We start from the raw sequence: 17,874 nt of genomic DNA on the forward strand, positions 1-17,874 counted from the left end.
CCTCCTCAGCCCTGGTCCGGCACTTCGACGACGACGTTCGTGGACTTGACGACGGCGTCGGCGACCACGCCCGGCTCCAGGCCGAGGTCGTCGGCCGCCTCGCGGCTCATCAGCGACACGACGCGGAACGGCCCCGCCTGGATCTCGACCTGTGCCATCACCCCGTCGCGCCGGACGTCGGTGACGATCCCGCGCATCCGGTTGCGCGCCGACGAGAAGCGCTCGCCCTGCTCGGACGGCGCGCCGCCGCGCGCCTGGTCGCGCACGAAGGCGGCCAGCTCCGCCCCCGGCACCCGCCGGTGGCCGTGCTCGTCCCGGGACGCCGGGAGCCGGCCGCCGTCCACCCACCGGCGGACGGTGTCCGCGCTGACCCCGAGAAGCGCGGCGGCCTCGCTGATGCTGAACGTCGTCACCCGGCCCAGCCTAGCCAGCCGCACATGCGAGAGAAAGAGCGGCCTGCAACTTGATATTGCGAGGAGTGCCACGACGTATGACTCGCAGGTGCTACAGGACCCTCCCCCGCCTTCCCCGCCCCTCCCTCCGAATGTCACCATCTACTTACATCCCCCGTCCGCGAGGAGGACCCCCGTGACAGCGCAGGACCACACGGCGCAAGGCGAGACGGTGCAGGCCGAGACCGTGCAGGCCGAGACCGTGCAGGCCGAGACCGTGCAGGCCGATACGGTGCGGGCCGGGACGGGGCGAGGACCCGCGACCCTGGTGATCGAGCGGCACGGGACGGCGAGCCTGCGCTCCCGGGCGATCTCGGCCGGCGTCCGGCGGCTCGTCCGGCCCGGCCTCGCCCGGTACGCGGGCCGCCCGTTCGACGAGGCGGCCCTGCGCCGCGCCGCGCACCTCGACCGGCTCGCGGCGCGGGTCTGGACCCCGCGGCGGATCCGCGTGGAGAAGGTCGGCTTCGACGGCTTCGGCGCGGAGTGGGTGCGCACGCCCGACACCGCACCGCCCCGGGACCGGGCGATCCTGTACCTGCACGGCGGCGGCTGGATCGCCTGCGGCCTCAACACGCACCGCCGGATGATCGCCTCGTTCGCCGCCGCGGCCGGCGTCGCGGCGCTGTCGGTGGACTACCGGATGATCCCCGCGGTCCCGTTCGAGCGGGAGGTCGAGGACTGCGTCACCGCCTACCGGTGGCTGCTGGAGGAGCGCGGGATCGACCCCGCGCGCATCGTGATCATGGGGGATTCGGCGGGCGGCCACCTCACCTTCGCCACGGCGCTGCGCGCCCGCGACGAGGGGCTGCCGATGCCCGCCGCGCTCGCGGCCCTGTCCCCCATGCTCGACATGGACCTGACGAGCAAGCTCGCGCACGCCAACATGGGCCTCGACCCGTCCGACCCCGGGCCGCTGCTGGAACGCCTCGTCGAGGGGTTCCTCGGGCATCTCGACCTCACCGACCCGGCGGTCTCCCCCGTCCGCGCCGACCTCGCCGGCCTGCCGCCCGTGCTGCTCACCGCCGGGTCCACCGAGCTGCTGTACTGCGACTCCGAGCTGATGGCGCGGCGGCTCGCCGAGGCCGGGGTCCCGGTCACGCTCCAGGTGTGGGACCGGCAGCTCCACGTGTTCCAGATGTTCGGGCCGTACCTGCCGGAGTCGCGCGCGGCGATCGCCGCGCTCGGCGCGTTCGTCCGCGACGCCCTGGACGGCTGAGTCAGCGCGCCTCCAGCAGCGCCTCGGCGATCATCCCGAGGTTGGCGGCGTCCACGAGCCCCTCCCGCCTGATCCGCCCGAAGGAGGCCACCTCGACGTAGGTGCGCTCGCCCGCCGCCGCCACCCCGAACGGCCCGGCGCCCCGGAGCCGCTCCAGCTCGCCTGCGGTGACCTCGGCGGAGAACAGGTGGGCGCGGTGCGCGGTCAGCGTCGCGTTCAGCTGCCGGGAGCGGTGCTCGCGCAGCCGGCCCGGCTCCAGCGCGAGCCCGGTCTCCTCGGCGACCTCGGCGACCGCCACCTCCAGCGGGCGGCCCGGCCCCGAGCCGCCCGGCAGCTCGCGGACGGCCCCGTCGGCGCCCGCGCTCCGGAACTCCCGGACGAGCACGACCTCCGTCTCGTCGAGCGTCGCGCCGGGCCGGTACAGCACGACGGCCGAGATGTCCGGGCGCCCGATGACGATCTCGTTGTCCTTGACCCGGTCCTCCGCGGCGACGCGGACCCGGACGTGCAGGCCCCAGCAGACCCCGAACCGGAACACCACCCGCGCCCCGAGCAGCTCGTTGCCCGCGTCCCGCTGCCCGGTGTACCAGCGCTGGAACGCCGCGTCCCGCCACAGCAGCAGCGGGATCTCGCGCTCGCCGCCGGCCCGGGGCGCGCCCGCGCCGATCCGGCGCAGCGCCACCGCGACCGTCTCCGGCAGGGCGGCGGCCGTCGGCACCGCGGACTTCTCCGCGTAGTGCAGCAGGTAGCCGTTCCTCGGCGCGTCCGGCGGCGCGCCGAAGACCACCCGGCCGCTGTCATGCCACATCCCCCACTCCACGTTCGTGGTGAAGGCGGGCATGGTCGCGAGGTCGCGCGGAACCCAGAAGACGACCTCGTCGGCCAGGTGCAGGCAGCTCTCCTCCCACTCGATCTGGCCGTCGTAGTCGTCGTAGCGGCCCTCCCGGTGCTCGGGGTCGAACACCACCAGCCGCCCGCCGCCCTGCCAGCGGGCCCGGAGCTCGACGTGCGCGTCCGGCCGCCACGAGGCGACGCCGGGCGTCCGGGGCGTGGGCCCGGCGAGGAAGACGGCCGCGTCCCAGCGATCCGGCGGCTCCTCCCGCGCGTGGACGACGATGACGTCGTTGTCCATGCGGCGCCTCCTATCCGGTCGTGTGGACCGCCTACTAAGGGGTAAACGCTGTTCATAACAGAATCACACGCCCGGTCAGGAGGAATCGATCATGGCTGGGACCATGCGAGTTCCGCGCACCCGGGGCGCCCTCAGCGGAATCCTGCTCATCCTGCTGGGGCTGTGGGGGGCACTGCTGCCCCTCGCCGGCCCCTACTTCGACTTCGGATTCGCGCCGGACGACACCTGGGTCTACAACACCGACCGCCTGCAGCTCAGCATCGCCCCCGGAGCCGCCGCCGCGCTCGGCGGGCTGATCCTGCTGTTCAGCGCCAACCGCGCGGCCGGGATGTTCGGCGGCTGGCTGGCCGCGCTCGGCGGCGCCTGGTTCGCCGTCGGACCGGTCCTGTCCCCGCTGTGGGACGTGCGGGGCGTCGGCGCCCCGCTCGGGACGACCGAGGGGCGGCACGTCGCCGAGTACCTCGCCGGGTTCACCGGCCTCGGCGTCGTGATCGTGTTCCTCGCCGCGCTCGCGCTCGGCAGGTTCGCGGTGGTCGGCGTCCGCGAACGGCGGCTCGACGAGCCCGAACCGCCCGGCTCGAACACCACCCAACCGCTCGTGTACGGGCGCTACGCGCGGGAGAACCAGCCCGGGCAGGGCCAGCCGCCGACCGGTGACCAGCACGTCGCGGGCGAGCCGCGCTGGGAGCGCTAGCGGCTCCGGCGCCGCATGTTGCGGACGGACTTGGTGGTCTCGTAGCTGCCGCGCTCGTCGTCGAGCCGCACGTCGTCGCGGTCGGTGAACATGGCGACGAAGGCCACCAGCAGGCCGACGCCCCCGATCCAGGGCTCCCGCCACGCGAAGCTGAGCGCCACGCAGACGACGGCGACGGAGATGAGCAGCAGCAGCTTCACGTCACACCCCTCGACTGCGCCCGGGCGTCCGGAAGCCCCGGGAGCCCGGACGTGCTAACGCGTCCGTCGCGGGATCAGCGAGTAATGGAAGACTTACTCATCCCGCATGGGCATCCTGCCATGCGAACGGCCCGCCGGGAAAGATCCCCGGCGGGCCGCGGGCGCGGTATTTCGGCTACTTCTTGCCCTTGCCGCGCTTTTCGCGGATCTTCATGGTGATGTCGAGGGGCGTCCCGTCGAACCCGAACTCCTCCCGCAGCCGCCGCTCGATGAACCGCCGGTAGCCCTCCTCGAGGAAGCCCGACGTGAACAGCACGAACCGCGGCGGCCGCACCCCCGCCTGCGTCGCGAACAGCACGCGGGGCTGCTTGCCGCCCCGCACCGGGTGCGGATGCGAGTTCACCAGGTCGGCGAAGAACTGGTTCAGCTTGGACGTCGGGACGCGGGTGCCCCAGCCCTCCAGCGCCGTCTCGATGGCCGGCACGAGCTTCTCCATGTGCCGGCCGGTCTTGGCGGAGATGTTCGCCCGCGGCGCCCACCGCGCGTTGTGCAGCTGCCGGTCGATCTCGCGTTCGAGGTAGTGGCGGCGCTCCTCGTCCAGGAGGTCCCACTTGTTGTAGGCGATGACCAGCGACCGGCCCGACTCGATCACCATGGAGATGATCCGCAGGTCCTGCTCGGCGAGCGGCTGGTCGGCGTCCACCAGCACGACCGCGACCTCGGCGCGCTCCAGCGCCGACCGCGTGCGCAGCGTCGCGTAGAAGTCGGCGCCCTGGTTCTCGCGGTGCCGGCGCCGGATCCCGGCGGTGTCGATGAACCGCCACGTCTTGCCGCCGAGCTCGATCAGCTCGTCGACCGGGTCGCGGGTCGTGCCCGCCACCGAGTCCACGACGGCGCGGTTCTCCCCCGCCAGCTTGTTCAGCAGGCTCGACTTGCCGACGTTCGGGCGGCCCAGCAGCGCCACCCGGCGCGGCCCGCCCGTCTCGCCGAACGTCTCCGCCGGGGGCTCCTCGGGCAGCGCCTCCAGCACCGCGTCGAGCAGGTCGCCGCTGCCGCGCCCGTGCAGGGCGCTGACCGGGAGCGGCTCGCCGATGCCGAGCGACCACAGCAGCGCCGCGTCGGACTCGGCGGCCACGCCGTCGACCTTGTTGGCGACCAGGATCACCGGCTTGCCGGACCGGCGCAGGATCTCCACCACGGCCTCGTCCACGTCCGTGGCGCCCACCGTCGCGTCCACCACGAACATCACGACGTCGGCGAGGTCGACCGCCAGCCGGGCCTGCTCGGCGATCGCCGCGGCCAGGCCGGAGGAGTCCGGCAGCCAGCCGCCGGTGTCGACGACGGTGAACCGGCGCCCGCTCCACGTCGCGTCGTAGGCGACCCGGTCGCGGGTCACACCCGGGACGTCCTCCACGACGGCCTCGCGGCGGCCGAGGATCCGGTTGACCAGGGTGGACTTGCCGACGTTCGGCCGCCCCACCACGGCCACGACCGGCGCCGGGCCCGCGTCCTGGTCGAGGTCCTGGTCGACGTCCAGGACGGCGTCCACCGTCTCGATCTCGAAATCGCTCACTGTCACATTCCCCGGCGGGGGCCCTCAGGCCGCCCGCTCACTCATGCTCTTTGGCGAGGCGGACGACCGCCTCGATGACCTCGTCCAAGCCCAGCCCGGACGAGTCGATCTCGTGCGCGTCCGCCGCCTTCGCCAGCGGCGACGCCTTGCGCGTCGAGTCGAGCCGGTCGCGCCGCTCCTGCTCGGCCTGCGTGACCGTCACCGACGCGCCCGGGTCGGCGGCCAGGTCCTTCGCGCGCCGCGCCGCGCGCACCTCGGGACTCGCCGTCAGGAACACCTTGACCGGCGCCTCCGGAACGACGACCGTCCCGATGTCGCGCCCCTCCACCACGATGCCGCCGCTCCCGATGATCTCGCGCTGCAGCTCCACGAGCCGGGCGCGCACCGCCGGGACGGAGCTGACGGCGCTGACCGCGTTGGTGACCGCGCGGGTGCGGATCGGGCCGGACACGTCCGTCCCGTCCACCGTGATCGTCGGCGCCGCCGGGTCGGTGCCGGACTCGATCACCGGGTCCTGCGCGCGGGCCGCGACGGCGGCGCCGTCCTCGACCGGCACGCCGTTCTCCAGCATCCACCACGTCATGGCGCGGTACATGGCGCCCGTGTCGAGGTAGCGCAGCCCGAGCGCCCGGGCGACGCCCTTGGACGCGCTGGACTTCCCCGACCCGGACGGACCGTCCATGGCGATGACGAGCGGCACGATCGCTCCCTCTCTGTTCGTCGTGAAGCGGGCGGCGCTCGTCGCCGCGCCGGCGCGCAGAAGTCCCCCCGGAACAAGCCTTTAGCGCTCCAGGTTACCGGCCCGCCGGTACCACTGGGGCCTAGCCGGGCACGGACCAGCCGCGCCCGCGCAGCTCCTGCGCCAGCCGCTCGGCCGCCTCCGGGACGACCGACAGCTCCAGCACGCCGAGCGGGCGGCCCGGCGAGTGCTCGATCGTCACGTCCTCGATGTTGACCTGCGCGATCCCCGCCGCCTGGAAGATCATCGCCAGCTCGCCCGGCCGGTCGGGGATGACCACCTGGACCGTCGCGTAGGCGGGCTGGTCGCCGCCGTGCTTGCCCGGGATGCGCGACCGGCCCGCGTTCCCGCGCAGCAGCAGGTCGGCGACGTGCGTGGCGGCCTCCTCGCTGCCGTCGCGCAGCAGCGACGCCGCCACCGCGAGATCGGTGGCGACGGCCTCCAGCACGTCGGCGACGGGCTGGGAGTTGGCCGACAGGATCCCGATCCACAGCCGCGGGTCGCTCGCCGCGATCCGGGTGACGTCCCGCACGCCCTGCCCGGACAGGCCGAGCGCCACGTCGTCGGCGCCGGTCAGGCGGGCGGCGACCGCGGCCGACACCACGTGCGGGGCGTGCGAGACGAGCGCGACCGCCCGGTCGTGCTCGTCGGCGTCCACCTGCACCGGCATCGCGCCGCACGCCTTCGCCAGGCCGGTGACGACCTCGACCGTCTCCGGCGTCGCCTCCGGGGTCGCGCACAGCGCCCACGGCCGGCCGAGGAACAGGTCCGGCCGCGCCGCGCTCGGCCCGGACCGCTCGCTCCCGGCGAGGGGATGGCCCGCCACGAACGTCGTCAGGTCGCAGCCCAGCTCGGCGGCCTGCGCCAGCGGCAGCGCCTTCACGCTCGCCACGTCGGTGTAGGCGGTCGCCAGGCCGCGCTTCTGCGCGTCCAGCAGCGTCACCGCCACCGCCGCCGGCGGCACCGCGAGGACCGCCAGGTCGGCGGGCTCCGCACGCGCGCCGTCCGGCAGGGCCTCGCCCGCGCCGAGCTCCACGGCCAGGGCCAGTGCGGCCGAGTCCCGGTCGGTCAGCAGCACCTCGACGCCGCGCTCCCGCATCGCCAGGGCGATCGACGTCCCGATCAGGCCGGTCCCGACCACGACGATCCGCCGCGGCACCACGTCCTCGTTCACGCTCGAAACCCTACTGTGCGATGTCCAGCCGGAGCGCCGTCGCGCCGCGCAGGTACACGTGCTGGACCTCCGAGCGGGACCGGTCCGTCGCGATGTGCGCCATGAGCCGGATGACCCGCGGCAGCGCGCCGGGGACGCCGATCTCGGTGGCGCACAGCAGCGGCACCTCGTGGAACCCGAGCTTGCGGGCGGCGAGCGCCGGGAACTCCGCCGTCAGGTCCGGCGTCACCGTGAAGACGACGCTGATCACGTCGTCGGTGGACAGCCCGTTGCGGGCCATCACCTCGGAGACGAGCTCGGTCGTCGCCTCCAGGATCTGGTCCCGGTCGTCGGCGTCGATCTGCGTCGCGCCACGGACCGCGCGTACCGCCACAGTCGTACCCCCTCTGGTCCCGGTGTCCCTCGTGGTGCCGTGTTCTCGTGGTGCCGTGCTCTCGCCGTGCCCGGGCGCGCTAGAGCCCGACGGCCTTGTAGAGCTCGCCGACCTCCTGGACGGTGAGCGCCCGCATGCCGCCCGGCTTCAGCTGGCCCAGCTTGATCGGGCCGAACTCGACGCGGGCGAGCTGCTGGACGGGGAAGCCGACCTCCTTCAGCAGCCGCCGGACGATGTGCTTGCGCCCCTCGTGCAGGGTGATCTCGACCAGGACGCGCCGGCCGACCTGGTCGAACACGCGGAACTTGTCGGCCTTCGCGGGCCCGTCGTCCAGGACGACGCCGGCCTTGAGGCGCTTGCCGAGGTCGCGCGGGATCGGGCCGTGGATCTCCGCCAGGTAGGTCTTGAACACCCCGTAGGACGGGTGGGTCAGCCGGTGCGACAGCTCGCCGTCGTTGGTGAGCAGGATCAGTCCCTCGGTGTCGGTGTCCAGCCGCCCGACGTGGAACAGCCGCTCGGGCACCTCCACGTAGTCGGCCAGGGACTTGCGGCCCCGCTCGTCGGCCATCGTGGACACCACGCCGCGCGGCTTGTTGATCGCGTAGTAGCGCATCTCGGAGCGGGTCTCGACCCGCTTGCCGTCCACGTGGATGACGGCGCGCTGGGGGTCGACGCGCTCACCGAACCGGAAGACCTTCTTCCCGTTGACGGTGACGCGGCCCTCGCCGATCAGCTCCTCGCAGTGGCGGCGGCTGCCGATCCCGGCCTCGGCCAGGACCTTCTGCAGGCGCACGCCCTCCTTCTCGTTCACTGGTCCCCTCACCTGGCGGCTCGTGGCCGGGGAGCGGGCGCCGCCGCGCCCGCCCGGTTCGCTGCGTTCCCCGCCCAGGGGCTCGTCACTTCGCTCACGCGTCCTCAACTATGTCGTCTGGCAGGTCATCGGGGAGGTAGGGGGCGAGCTCGGGAAGCTCGTCGAGGTCGCGCAGCCCCAGCCGCTCCAGGAAGTAGCCGGTGGTCCGGTAGAGGTGGGCCTGCGACTCCGGATCCTGCCCGGCGTCCTCGATCAGGCCCCGCAGCGTCAGCGTCCGCATGACGCCGTCGCTGTTGACGCCGCGGATCGCCGACACGCGGGCCCGGCTCACCGGCTGCCGGTAGGCGACGACGGCGAGCGTCTCCAGCGCGGCCTGGGTCAGCCGCGCCTGCTGCCCGTCGGTGACGAACCGCTCCACCACCGGGGCGCAGACGTCCCGGGTGTAGAACCGCCAGCCGCCGGCGACCTCCCTGAGGTCGAACCCCCGGCCCTGCTCGGTGTATTCCGCGGCCAGCTCCCGCAGCGTCTCCGCGACCTCCCCGCGGGGGCGCTCCAGCAGCTGCGCGAGCGTCATCTCGGTGACCGGCTCGTCCACCACGAGCAGGATCGCCTCGATCGAGGCGCGCAGCCCCGGAAGCTCCGGCGCGTCCACGCCGGGTTCCTCACTCATCGTCTTCCTCGTCCTTCCGGCTCTTCCCGTCGGCTCCGGCGGCGTCCCCGGCGCCCTCCGCGGGGTCCTTCTTCGGGGCGCCCTCGTAGTCGTCGCCGACCTCCACGTCGCCCGCGTCGGTGCCGGTCCAGGTGATGTGGAGCTCGCCGAGGGGCTCGTGCTGCTCGAACGTGACCGCCTGCTCCCGGTACAGCTCCAGCAGCGCCAGGAACCGCGCGACCACCTCGTAGGTGCCCTCCGCGTCGGCCGCCAGCACCCGGAACGTGGTCTGCCGCAGCCGGCGGAGCCGCTCCACGACGATCGCGGCCTGCTCCTTGACGCTGGCCTTCGGCTGGTACATGTGCTCGACCGAGACCGCCGGCGGCGCCTTCGGCGTGAGCGCCTTGGCGGCGAGCCGGGCGAACTCGTCGGGGCCGAGGCCGAGCAGCACCTCCGGCAGCAGGTTCGCGAACTTCGGCTCCATCGGGACCAGGCGCGGGAACCGGCGGCTCGCGTCGGCGGCGCGCGCGGCGAACACCCGCGCCACCTCCTTGTAGGCCCGGTACTGCAGCAGCCGCGCGAACAGCAGGTCGCGGGCCTCCAGCAGCGCCAGGTCCTCCTCGTCGTCGACCTCACCGGACGGCAGCAGCCGCGCGGCCTTGAGGTCCAGCAGGGTCGCGGCGACCAGCAGGAAGTGGCTGGCCTGGTCGAGGTCCCAGTCGGCGCCGTGCGAGCGGATGTGGGCGATGAAGTCGTCGGTGACCTTGTGCAGCGACACCTCGGTGATGTCGAGCTTGTGCTTGGAGATCAGCCCGAGCAGCAGGTCGAAGGGGCCCTCGAAGTTGTCCAGGCGGACGCGGAACCCCTGCTCCTCCTCGGTCTCCTGCCCCGGTTCGGGCGACGTCGCGTCCACGTCGCTCACGGTAGCGGAGAGCTCCTCGTGCGCTGTGCTCACCGGCCCCATCGTCCCATGCCCGGCGCGTGCCCGCGCACTCCGGCGGCCACGGGCGGTGACGCGGCGGGCCGGGCGCTACTCGCCGGTCAGCTTCCGGACGACGGCCCTTGCGTCCTCGCGGGTGAAGCCGCCGGCGGGTCCGGTCATCTGGACTCTGCCGCCGGTGATGGCCTCCATCACCTGCGCGGGCTGGGACACGAGCGACCCGCCGACCAGCATGGCCATCCGCCCGCCGGGCGCCTGGGCGGCGGAGGCGTCGGCGGCCTTGCGGGTCAGGGCTGCGAACCGGGGCGCGTCCGCCGAGGTCAGCGTCAGCTCGACCGACCAGGCAGGGCTGCCGCGCGCGGGATCGGGCGGGACGGCCTTGACCCCTTCCAGCCGGTGCACCGTCAGCGCGTCCGGACCCAGGACGTAGCACTCGGAGGAGCCGGAGACGGTGACGCCCGCGCACGGCGGGGCCGAGACGCCCGCCAGGAGCCGGAACGTCAGCGGCACGCGCAGGTCGACCGGCCCGGACGAGGACCCGTCGTCCTTGTCGCGCAGGGCCAGGTAGGCCCCCGTGCCGCCGACCGCGACGAGCACCACGGCCGCGACGACGATCAGCATGATGGCCGGCGTGCCCAGGCCCCGGCGGGGCGGGGGCGGCGGCAGGGCGCCGGGCGGCGGGCCCGGCGGCGGGTCGTAAGGCAGGGGCGGGGGGGTGCCCATGTGCGCTCCGTCGGGGGTCAGGGGGCGCCGGACGGCGTCACTCGGTCTCCGCCCACCTGACCAAGACCTCCCGGGCCAGGCTGCGGTAGGCGTTGGCGCCCATCGAGCTGGGGTCGAAGAACGTGATCGGCTCCCCCGCCACGGTCGCGTCGGGGAACCGCACCGTGCGGTTGATCACGGTGTGGAACACCGTGTCGCCGAACGCCTCGACGATGCGCCCGAGGACCTCGCGGGTGTGCAGCGTCCGCGAGTCGTACATGGTGCCGAGGACCCCGTCGATGACCAGGCCCGGGTTGATCCGGCCCTGCACCTTCTCGATCGTCTCCATCAGCAGCGCGACGCCGCGCATCGCGAAGTACTCGCACTCCAGCGGGATCAGCACGCCCTCGCTGGCTGCCAGCGCGTTCACGGTGAGCAGGCCGAGCGACGGCTGGCAGTCGATGAGGATGTAGTCGTAGTGCTCGACGGCAGACTTAAGCGCGCCCTGCAGGATGTACTCGCGGCCGACCTCGTGGACGAGCTGGACCTCGGCGCCGGACAGGTCGATGTTGCTCGGCAGCAGGTCCATCCCGTCGACGCCGGTCTCGATGACGACGTCCTCCCACTCGGTGTCGCGTTCGAGCAGCAGGTTGTGGATCGTCACGTCGAGCTGGCGCGGGTCGCCCTTGCCGAGGCCGACCGACAGGGCGCCCTGCGGGTCGAAGTCGACGAGCAGGACGCGGCGGCCGTACTCGGCGAGCGCGGCGCCCAGGTTGATCGTCGTGGTGGTCTTGCCGACCCCGCCCTTCTGGTTGCAGACGGCCACGATCCGCGCGGGCCCGTGCTCGGCCAGCGGCTCCGGCTCCGGGAACACCGGGACGGGGCGCTGCGTGGGCCCGAGGGCGCGGCTCGGATCGGTCTCTATGGTGGCGGAGGAGAGGACTCCATCCGCACTGTTAGTGCTGGTCACCAGATCCCTCCCCGACGGCCCGGAAATGCCATCCAGAACGGGGACTCTAGGGCCGTCCACCCCGTCGCTCAAGCCGACGCGCAACGAACGTCGCGATTTGTCGATGGGGCGGATGATCCGATTCGTCCCTTAGTGCGTGTCCGCTGCGCCCGCCGGGCGGTCAGTTCCGCGCCCGCGGGTGCGAGGTCGCGTAGACCTCGCGCAGCAGCTGGACGGTGACGAGCGTGTAGACCTGCGTGGTGGTGACCGACGCGTGCCCGAGCAGCTCCTGGACGACGCGGACGTCGGCGCCCCCGTCCAGCAGGTGGGTGGCGAACGAGTGCCGCAGCGTGTGCGGGGACACCTCCGACAGCTTCGCCCGGTCGGCCGCGGCGCGCAGCACCATCCAGGCGCCCTGCCGCGACAGCCGCCCGCCCCGCGCGTTCAGGAACAGCGCCGGGCCGCCCCGCCCGGCCCCGGCCAGCTCGGGCCGGGCCCGCACGAGGTAGGCGTCCACGGCCTCGCGGGCGTAGTCGCCGATGGGCACCACCCGGGCCTTGCCGCCCTTGCCGGCGACGCGCGCGAACCCGTCCCGCAGGTCGAGGTCGTCGACGTCCAGGCCGACGGCCTCGGAGATGCGCGCGCCCGACCCGTACAGCAGCTCCAGCAGCGCCCGGTCGCGCAGGCCGCGCGCGGTGCCGGGGTCGCCGGACGGCCCGGCCGCCGCCGCGAGCAGCCGCTCGACCTCCTCCAGCGAGATCGCCTTCGGCAGCCGGCGCGGCGGCGTCGGCGGCTTGACGTCGTGCGCGGGGTCGCCGGCGGCGAGGCCCTCGCGCAGTGCGAACCGGTGCAGCCCGCGGACGGCCACGAGCGCCCGCGCCGCCGAGCCCGCCGACAGCGGCGGATGGTCGTCGTCGCCCTCGCGCAGCCCCACCAGGAACGCGCGGACGTCGTCCTCGGTGATCTCCCCGATCGACCCGCGCCCCCGCTCCTCCTGCGCCCGCGCGTACCGGCGCAGGTCGCGGCGGTAGGAGCTGAGCGTGTTGGCGGCGAGACCGCGCTCGACCGCGAGGTGCCCCAGGTACCCGCGCACCGCCGAGTCGAGCGCGGAACCCGCGCCGGGGTCAGGGGCGGGGCGCCGCGCGGTGCTCCGGGAGGACGGGCTCGGGGACAGGGCGGCACCTCTTCCGGCCGTGGGGTCCGGGGACCCGCCCATCATGCCCCCTCCGGCCGCCGGAGGGGGACCTCATCCGGCTCAGTCCTCCGGCGCGTCGACGGGGCGCAGGTCCGCGAAGTCCGAGCCGCGGGCCGCGTGCACCGCGAGGATCCCCATGCACGCGATCATGTTGTGCAGCTCGCCGGCGAACACCTTGCGGACCGCCTCCTCCAGCGGCACCCACACGACCGGCATGTCGGCCTCCTCGTGGACGCGCTCGAAGTCGATCTGGTCGGCGGGCACCTCGGTGAGGCCGCGCGCCAGGAAGATCCGGATGCGCTCGTCGGCCATGCCCGGCGAGGGGTACACGTCGAGCAGGGTGTCCCAGCGCTCGGCGCGGTACCCGGCCTCCTCCAGCAGCTCGCGCTCCGCGAGCTTGTGCAGGGGCTCGCCGTCGACGTCGCGCAGCCCGGCGGGCGCCTCCCACAGCAGCCGCGACACCGGGTGCCGGTACTGGCGCAGCAGCAGCACCCGGTCGCGGTCGTCGACCGCGATGACGCCGACCGAGCCGATGTGCTCGATCACGTCGCGGCCGACGGCCTCCGTGGCGTCGCCGCGCGGCATCTCCACCCGGTCGCTGCGGACGCTGAAGACGCGCCCTTGGTAGACCGTGGACGACTCCACGACCTTCCATCTGTCAGGGCGGTCTCGGACGTCGTCCGGGCCGAGCTCCTCGCCGCTCATGACGCCGCCACCGTCCCGGCCTCGCCCTCGCCCGCGCGCGCCTCGGCGTAGTCGAGGGCGGCCGAGACGAGCCCGGTGAACAGCGGATGCGGCCGGGTCGGGCGGGACCGGAACTCCGGGTGCGCCTGCGTCCCGACGAAGAACGGGTGCTGCTCGCGGGGCAGCTCGACGTACTCGACCAGGCGGCCGTCGGGCGACAGGCCCGAGAACCGGAGCCCCGCCTCCTCCAGCCGGTCGCGGTAGGCGTTGTTGACCTCGTAGCGGTGCCGGTGCCGCTCGGACACCTTCGCCTCCCCGTACAGGTCCCGCACGACCGAGCCGTCGGCCAGGTCCGCCGGGTAGAGGCCGAGCCGCATCGTGCCGCCCATGTCGCGCTCCCCGGCGACGACGTCGAGCTGGTCGGCCATCGTGGCGACGACCGGGTGGGCGGTGGTGGCGTCGAACTCGGCGCTCCCGGCGTCGCCGAGCCCCCCGAGGTTCCGCGCCGCCTCGATGACCATGCACTGGAGCCCGAGGCAGATGCCGAGCAGCGGGACGCGGTTCTCCCGCGCGTACCGGACCGCGCCGAGCTTGCCCTCGATGCCGCGGACGCCGAACCCGCCGGGGACGAGGACGCCGTCGACGCCGTCGAGCTCCCGCTTGGCGCCCTCGGGCGTCTCGCAGTCGTCGCTCTTCACCCAGCGGATGTGCACCTTGGCGTCGTTGCCGAACCCGCCGTGCCGCAGCGCCTCGGTGACCGACAGGTAGGCGTCGGGCAGGTCGATGTACTTGCCGACCAGCGCGATCGTGACCTCGCGGGCGGGCTTGTGGACGCGGCGGAGCAGCTCGTCCCACGCGCCCCAGTCGACGTCGCGGAACGGCAGGTCCAGGCGGCGCACCACGTAGGCGTCCAGGCCCTCGGAGTGCAGCACCTTCGGGATGTCGTAGATGCTGGCGGCGTCCACCGCGGACACCACGGCCTCGCGGTCCACGTCGCACATCAGGCTGATCTTGTGCTTGAGCCCGTCGGTGATCGGCCGGTCCGACCGGCACACGATCGCGTCGGGCTGGATGCCGATGGAGCGCAGCGCCGCGACCGAGTGCTGCGTCGGCTTGGTCTTCAGCTCCCCGGACGGGCCGATGTAGGGCAGCAGGGACACGTGCAGGAAGAAGCAGTTCTCCCGCCCGATCTCGTGCCGGATCTGCCGGACCGACTCCAGGAACGGCAGCGACTCGATGTCGCCGACCGTCCCGCCCACCTCGGTGATGACGATGTCGACGTCGCCGTCGTCGGCCATCCCGCGGATCCGGTCCTTGATCTCGTTGGTGATGTGCGGGATCACCTGGACGGTGTCGCCGAGGTACTCCCCGCGCCGCTCCTTGGCGATCACGTTCGAGTACACCTGACCGGTGGTGACGTTCGCGGACCCGTGCAGCTCGGTGTCGAGGAACCGCTCGTAGTGCCCGATGTCCAGGTCCGTCTCGGCGCCGTCGTCAGTGACGAAGACCTCGCCGTGCTGGAACGGGTTCATCGTGCCCGGGTCGACGTTGAGGTAGGGGTCGAGCTTCTGCATGGTGACCCGGAGCCCGCGGAGGGCCAGGAGCCGCCCGAGGCTGGACGCCGTCAGACCCTTGCCGAGGCTGGAGGCGACACCGCCGGTGACGAAGAGATGCTTGGTAGGACGTGATCTACCAGTGGTAGCCGATGGCAAGAAGGCGCTCCCGTGGTCGTTGCGAGGCGGACGGTACCGCACTGTCCACGGGGTTCTAGCTTATTGCATTTCTCTCCTCCTTCGGCCCCGGGGGGCCTCCATCGTCGAGAAACGCGGGCGATCGCTGGCATCGCTCCGACTCGCCTAGCGGCTCACTGCGCGATCAGGGTCTCGCTCCGCTCGCCCCTGCCTTCGGACGCGATCGCAACGTTCCCACTGCGTCCCTCTCCTCCTTCAGCCCCAGAGGGCCTCCATCGTCGAGAAACGCGGGCGATCGCTGGCATCGCTCCGACTCGCCTAGCGGCTCACTGCGCGATCAGGTTCTCGCAAGCTCGAACCTGCCTTCGGACGCGATCGCAACCTTCCGGTCGTCGCGTTGTTGCGGCGACGGCTGATGTCGTCGCGCCCGCCACACGCGCCCGGCACGAAGGCGGGCCCTGCAACTCGCCCCGCCTACAGCCCCAAGGACAACCGGCGGATCGTCGCGTGGCCGCGACGCCGGCTCAGGTGTCGCTGCGCCGCCCCGGCTCAGCTCGGCGGGCCGCACCTGCCAACGGACGCGATCACAGCCCCATGAGCGCCGCGTGATCACTGCGCCGGCCGGTATCGACGTGGCCGTCGTGGCCGCCACACCCGCCTAGTACGACGATGGGCCCTTCAAACCACCCGCCTACAGACCCGAGCACGACCGGCGGATCGTCGCGTGGTTGCGGCGACGGCTGGGTCGACGCGGCCGCCGCGCCTGGGGGCGCGGCGGCGGCTCTGGCTTTTGCGGGCTCCGGGTGGGTGCGCGCCGCCTAGAGGCGGGGGGTGGCTGCCGTGGGCATGATGGTGCGGAGTTGCCTGGTCAGCTCGTCGATCAGGGAGCGGGCCTGGTCGGCGGCCTGGCGGGCGGCGTCGCGTTCCTGGGAGAGTTCGGCGATCTGGGCGCGCTGCTCGGTGACGGCCTGGGCCAGCTGGTCGACCCACTGGTCGCGCTCGGCGAGCTTCTCGGCGACGGCGTCGCGTTCGGCGGCCAGCTGGCGCATCGCGGCGACGGTCTTGTCGCGCTCGCGCCCGGCCTGGTCGGCGCGGCCGCGGGCCAGGGTGAGCTCGGACTCGGCGCGCGCCTGCGCCTGGACGGCGGCCTCGCGGCCCCGCTCGGCGGCCTCGCGCGCCTTGGCGCTGCCGTCGCGCTCCCGCTCGGCCTTCTTGGCGGCTTCCAGCGACTGGGCGGCCGTGTCGAGGGCCTGCTGCCGCTCGGCCTCAGCGGCGTCGGCGCGCGCGGCGGCCTCCTGGGCGCGGCGCTCGGCGTCCTGCACCCGCCGCTCGGCCTCCTGGGCGCGGCGCTCGTTCTCCTGCGCGCGGCGCTCGGCGACCTCGGCGCGGCGCCGGGACTCGTCGGCCTCCTTGCCGGCGGCGACGACGGCGTGCTGCAGGTTCTGCGCGGTCATCTCGGCGTCGGTGACCTTGGCGCGCAGCGCCGACAGCTCGCTGTGCGCGGTCTCCAGCGCGCGGGACAGCTCCCCCGCCTGCTCTGCGACGCGGTCGCGCTCGGCCTCGGCGGAGCGGCGGGCGCCGACGGCGTCCTCGACGGCGCGCAGGGCGTCGTCGCGGGCCTCGCTCATGGCGTCGCGCTGCTGGATCGCCTGCCGGACCGTCGCCTCGGCCTCGGCGACGCGGCGCTCGGCCTGCTCGACCTGGGCCTGCAGCTGCTCCATCTGCGCGCGGGTCTGCTCGGCCTGCGCGCGGGCCTGGTCGGCCTGGACGCGCGCCTGCTCGGCCTGGCCGCGGGCCTGGTCGGCCTGGGCGCGGCCCTGCTGGGCCTGGTTCCAGGCGGCGGCCGCGTCGCGCTGGGCGTTCTCCTTCTCGGTCTGGAGCGCCGCGATCTGCGTGACGGCCTCGTTCTGGACCTCGGCGGTGCGGCGCTCGGCCTCGGCGACCTGGCGCTCGGCCTCCACGGCGCGGCGGTCAGCCTGCTCGGCCTGGCCGCGAGCGCGCTGCACCTCGCCCCACGCGGCCGCGGCGTCGCGCTGCGCGGACTCCTTCTCCGCCTGGACGGCCGCGACCTGCGAGGCGCTCTCGTTCTGGGCCTCGGTGAGGCGGCGCTCGGCCTCCACGGCGCGGCGGTCAGCCTGCTCGGCCTGGCCGCGGGCACGCTGCACCTCGCCCCAGGCGGCGGCCGCGTCGCGCTGCGCGGACTCCTTCTCCGCCTGGACGGCGGCGATCTGCGACGCCGTCTCGGTCTGCGCCTCGTTGACCTTGCGCTCCCCGGCGGCGAGCGCGTCGCCGATGAGGTCGGCCATCTGGCGGAGCCGCTCGACGATGTCCCAGGGCTGGGCCTCGGTCTGCTCGACGTCGGGGCGCACCATCTCCCCCGTCTGCCCGTGCCTGCCGGGCTGGCCCGGTTGGCCGGGCTGTCCGGGCTTGGACATCTGGATGGGCTGCTGGGCGGACGGCAGCGCCTGCTGCGCGCCGCCCGGGTCGCGTCCCATGGCGGGCCAGGGGGCCGCCCCCTCGGGGACGCCCCGGGAACCGCCGGATCCGTTCAGCTCGCTCACCGGTCTCCTCGCCTCCCGGACGGGAGCGGGCCGACCGGCGGCACGCCGTTCGCCCTGCTCGCAGCGTTACCGGCCCGACGGCTCGTCACTTCGCTCACGTGTCTCCTCGCCCGGCGGCGCACGGCCGCGTTCGCGGGGG

General features: G+C 73.9%; 18 protein-coding genes. 2 read left to right on the forward strand and 16 right to left on the reverse strand.

Features of this window, described 5'->3' with window-relative positions; all coding sequences use genetic code 11:
- Positions 1 to 5: 5 nt before the first annotated feature.
- On the reverse strand, positions 6 to 413 hold the full coding sequence (locus ABWI07_RS34345) for a TOBE domain-containing protein (protein ID WP_353821115.1): 408 nt from the start codon (positions 411 to 413) through the stop codon (positions 6 to 8).
- 175 nt (positions 414 to 588) lie between these two features.
- Between ABWI07_RS34345 and ABWI07_RS34350 the strand changes: the two genes are divergently transcribed.
- Entirely contained in the window at positions 589 to 1,668 is a 1,080-nt protein-coding gene (locus ABWI07_RS34350) for an alpha/beta hydrolase (RefSeq protein ID WP_353821116.1), read from the forward strand.
- A 1-nt stretch (position 1,669) separates the two neighbouring features.
- Here the strand turns inward: ABWI07_RS34350 and ABWI07_RS34355 are convergent, their stop codons facing one another.
- Complete coding sequence (locus ABWI07_RS34355; protein WP_353821117.1) at positions 1,670 to 2,800, reverse strand: nucleoside 2-deoxyribosyltransferase domain-containing protein; 1,131 nt, start codon at positions 2,798 to 2,800, stop codon at positions 1,670 to 1,672.
- A gap of 91 nt (positions 2,801 to 2,891) precedes the next feature.
- Here ABWI07_RS34355 and ABWI07_RS34360 point away from each other — a divergent pair, with 91 nt between their 5' ends.
- On the forward strand, positions 2,892 to 3,494 hold the full coding sequence (locus ABWI07_RS34360; RefSeq protein ID WP_353821118.1) for a hypothetical protein: 603 nt from the start codon (positions 2,892 to 2,894) through the stop codon (positions 3,492 to 3,494).
- On the opposite strand, the gene ABWI07_RS34365 is transcribed toward ABWI07_RS34360, so the two are convergent.
- The 14 genes from ABWI07_RS34365 to ABWI07_RS34430 form a co-directional block, all read right to left on the reverse strand.
- A complete protein-coding gene (locus ABWI07_RS34365; RefSeq protein WP_353821119.1) occupies positions 3,491 to 3,694 on the reverse strand; it encodes a hypothetical protein in 204 nt (67 codons plus the stop codon). The two genes, ABWI07_RS34360 and ABWI07_RS34365, sit on opposite strands and share 4 nt — an antisense overlap.
- 175 nt (positions 3,695 to 3,869) lie before the next feature.
- A complete protein-coding gene (gene der / locus ABWI07_RS34370; RefSeq protein WP_502912881.1) occupies positions 3,870 to 5,267 on the reverse strand; it encodes a ribosome biogenesis GTPase Der in 1,398 nt (465 codons plus the stop codon).
- A 37-nt stretch (positions 5,268 to 5,304) separates the two neighbouring features.
- Positions 5,305 to 5,967, reverse strand: a complete 663-nt coding sequence (gene cmk / locus ABWI07_RS34375; protein ID WP_235036521.1) for a (d)CMP kinase — start codon at positions 5,965 to 5,967, stop codon at positions 5,305 to 5,307.
- Between the two features lie 121 nt (positions 5,968 to 6,088).
- Complete coding sequence (locus ABWI07_RS34380) at positions 6,089 to 7,180, reverse strand: prephenate dehydrogenase (protein ID WP_235036522.1); 1,092 nt, start codon at positions 7,178 to 7,180, stop codon at positions 6,089 to 6,091.
- Between the two features lie 10 nt (positions 7,181 to 7,190).
- Positions 7,191 to 7,553, reverse strand: a complete 363-nt coding sequence (gene aroH, locus ABWI07_RS34385) for a chorismate mutase (RefSeq protein WP_149257185.1) — start codon at positions 7,551 to 7,553, stop codon at positions 7,191 to 7,193.
- A 79-nt stretch (positions 7,554 to 7,632) separates the two neighbouring features.
- Complete coding sequence (locus ABWI07_RS34390; RefSeq protein WP_149257186.1) at positions 7,633 to 8,364, reverse strand: pseudouridine synthase; 732 nt, start codon at positions 8,362 to 8,364, stop codon at positions 7,633 to 7,635.
- A 94-nt stretch (positions 8,365 to 8,458) separates the two neighbouring features.
- Entirely contained in the window at positions 8,459 to 9,034 is a 576-nt protein-coding gene (gene scpB, locus ABWI07_RS34395) for an SMC-Scp complex subunit ScpB (RefSeq protein WP_353821121.1), read from the reverse strand.
- A complete protein-coding gene (locus ABWI07_RS34400; protein WP_235036624.1) occupies positions 9,027 to 9,926 on the reverse strand; it encodes a segregation and condensation protein A in 900 nt (299 codons plus the stop codon). Before ABWI07_RS34400 ends, scpB begins: the two co-directional genes overlap by 8 nt.
- A gap of 117 nt (positions 9,927 to 10,043) precedes the next feature.
- A complete protein-coding gene (locus ABWI07_RS34405) occupies positions 10,044 to 10,676 on the reverse strand; it encodes a SecDF P1 head subdomain-containing protein (RefSeq protein ID WP_353821122.1) in 633 nt (210 codons plus the stop codon).
- 37 nt (positions 10,677 to 10,713) lie between these two features.
- Positions 10,714 to 11,580, reverse strand: a complete 867-nt coding sequence (locus tag ABWI07_RS34410) for a ParA family protein (RefSeq protein ID WP_305790869.1) — start codon at positions 11,578 to 11,580, stop codon at positions 10,714 to 10,716.
- A 205-nt stretch (positions 11,581 to 11,785) separates the two neighbouring features.
- Positions 11,786 to 12,823 carry a site-specific tyrosine recombinase XerD gene (locus ABWI07_RS34415; RefSeq protein WP_353821123.1) on the reverse strand — a complete coding sequence of 346 codons (1,038 nt, stop codon included), beginning with the start codon at positions 12,821 to 12,823 and terminating at the stop codon, positions 11,786 to 11,788.
- Between the two features lie 36 nt (positions 12,824 to 12,859).
- Complete coding sequence (locus ABWI07_RS34420) at positions 12,860 to 13,504, reverse strand: NUDIX domain-containing protein (RefSeq protein WP_149257190.1); 645 nt, start codon at positions 13,502 to 13,504, stop codon at positions 12,860 to 12,862.
- Positions 13,501 to 15,195, reverse strand: a complete 1,695-nt coding sequence (pyrG, locus tag ABWI07_RS34425; RefSeq protein WP_149257191.1) for a CTP synthase — start codon at positions 15,193 to 15,195, stop codon at positions 13,501 to 13,503. The genes ABWI07_RS34420 and pyrG overlap by 4 nt, the downstream gene beginning before the upstream one ends.
- Positions 15,196 to 15,992: 797 nt before the next feature.
- Entirely contained in the window at positions 15,993 to 17,735 is a 1,743-nt protein-coding gene (locus tag ABWI07_RS34430) for a coiled-coil domain-containing protein (protein ID WP_353821124.1), read from the reverse strand.
- Positions 17,736 to 17,874 lie beyond the last annotated feature (139 nt).

This window comes from Actinomadura sp. NPDC000600, assembly GCF_040492135.1.
GTDB lineage: Bacteria > Actinomycetota > Actinomycetes > Streptosporangiales > Streptosporangiaceae > Spirillospora.

Bases quoted from the DNA above. Each gene is read 5' to 3' on its own strand.
- ABWI07_RS34355 (WP_353821117.1), bottom strand. From the start codon at position 2,800: ATGGACAACGACGTCATCGTCGTCCACGCGCGGGAGGAGCCGCCGGAT.
- ABWI07_RS34360 (WP_353821118.1), top strand. From the start codon at position 2,892: ATGGCTGGGACCATGCGAGTTCCGCGCACCCGGGGCGCCCTCAGCGGA.
- scpB (WP_353821121.1), bottom strand. From the start codon at position 9,034: ATGAGTGAGGAACCCGGCGTGGACGCGCCGGAGCTTCCGGGGCTGCGC.
- ABWI07_RS34405 (WP_353821122.1), bottom strand. From the start codon at position 10,676: ATGGGCACCCCCCCGCCCCTGCCTTACGACCCGCCGCCGGGCCCGCCG.
- ABWI07_RS34415 (WP_353821123.1), bottom strand. From the start codon at position 12,823: ATGATGGGCGGGTCCCCGGACCCCACGGCCGGAAGAGGTGCCGCCCTG.
- ABWI07_RS34420 (WP_149257190.1), bottom strand. From the start codon at position 13,504: ATGAGCGGCGAGGAGCTCGGCCCGGACGACGTCCGAGACCGCCCTGAC.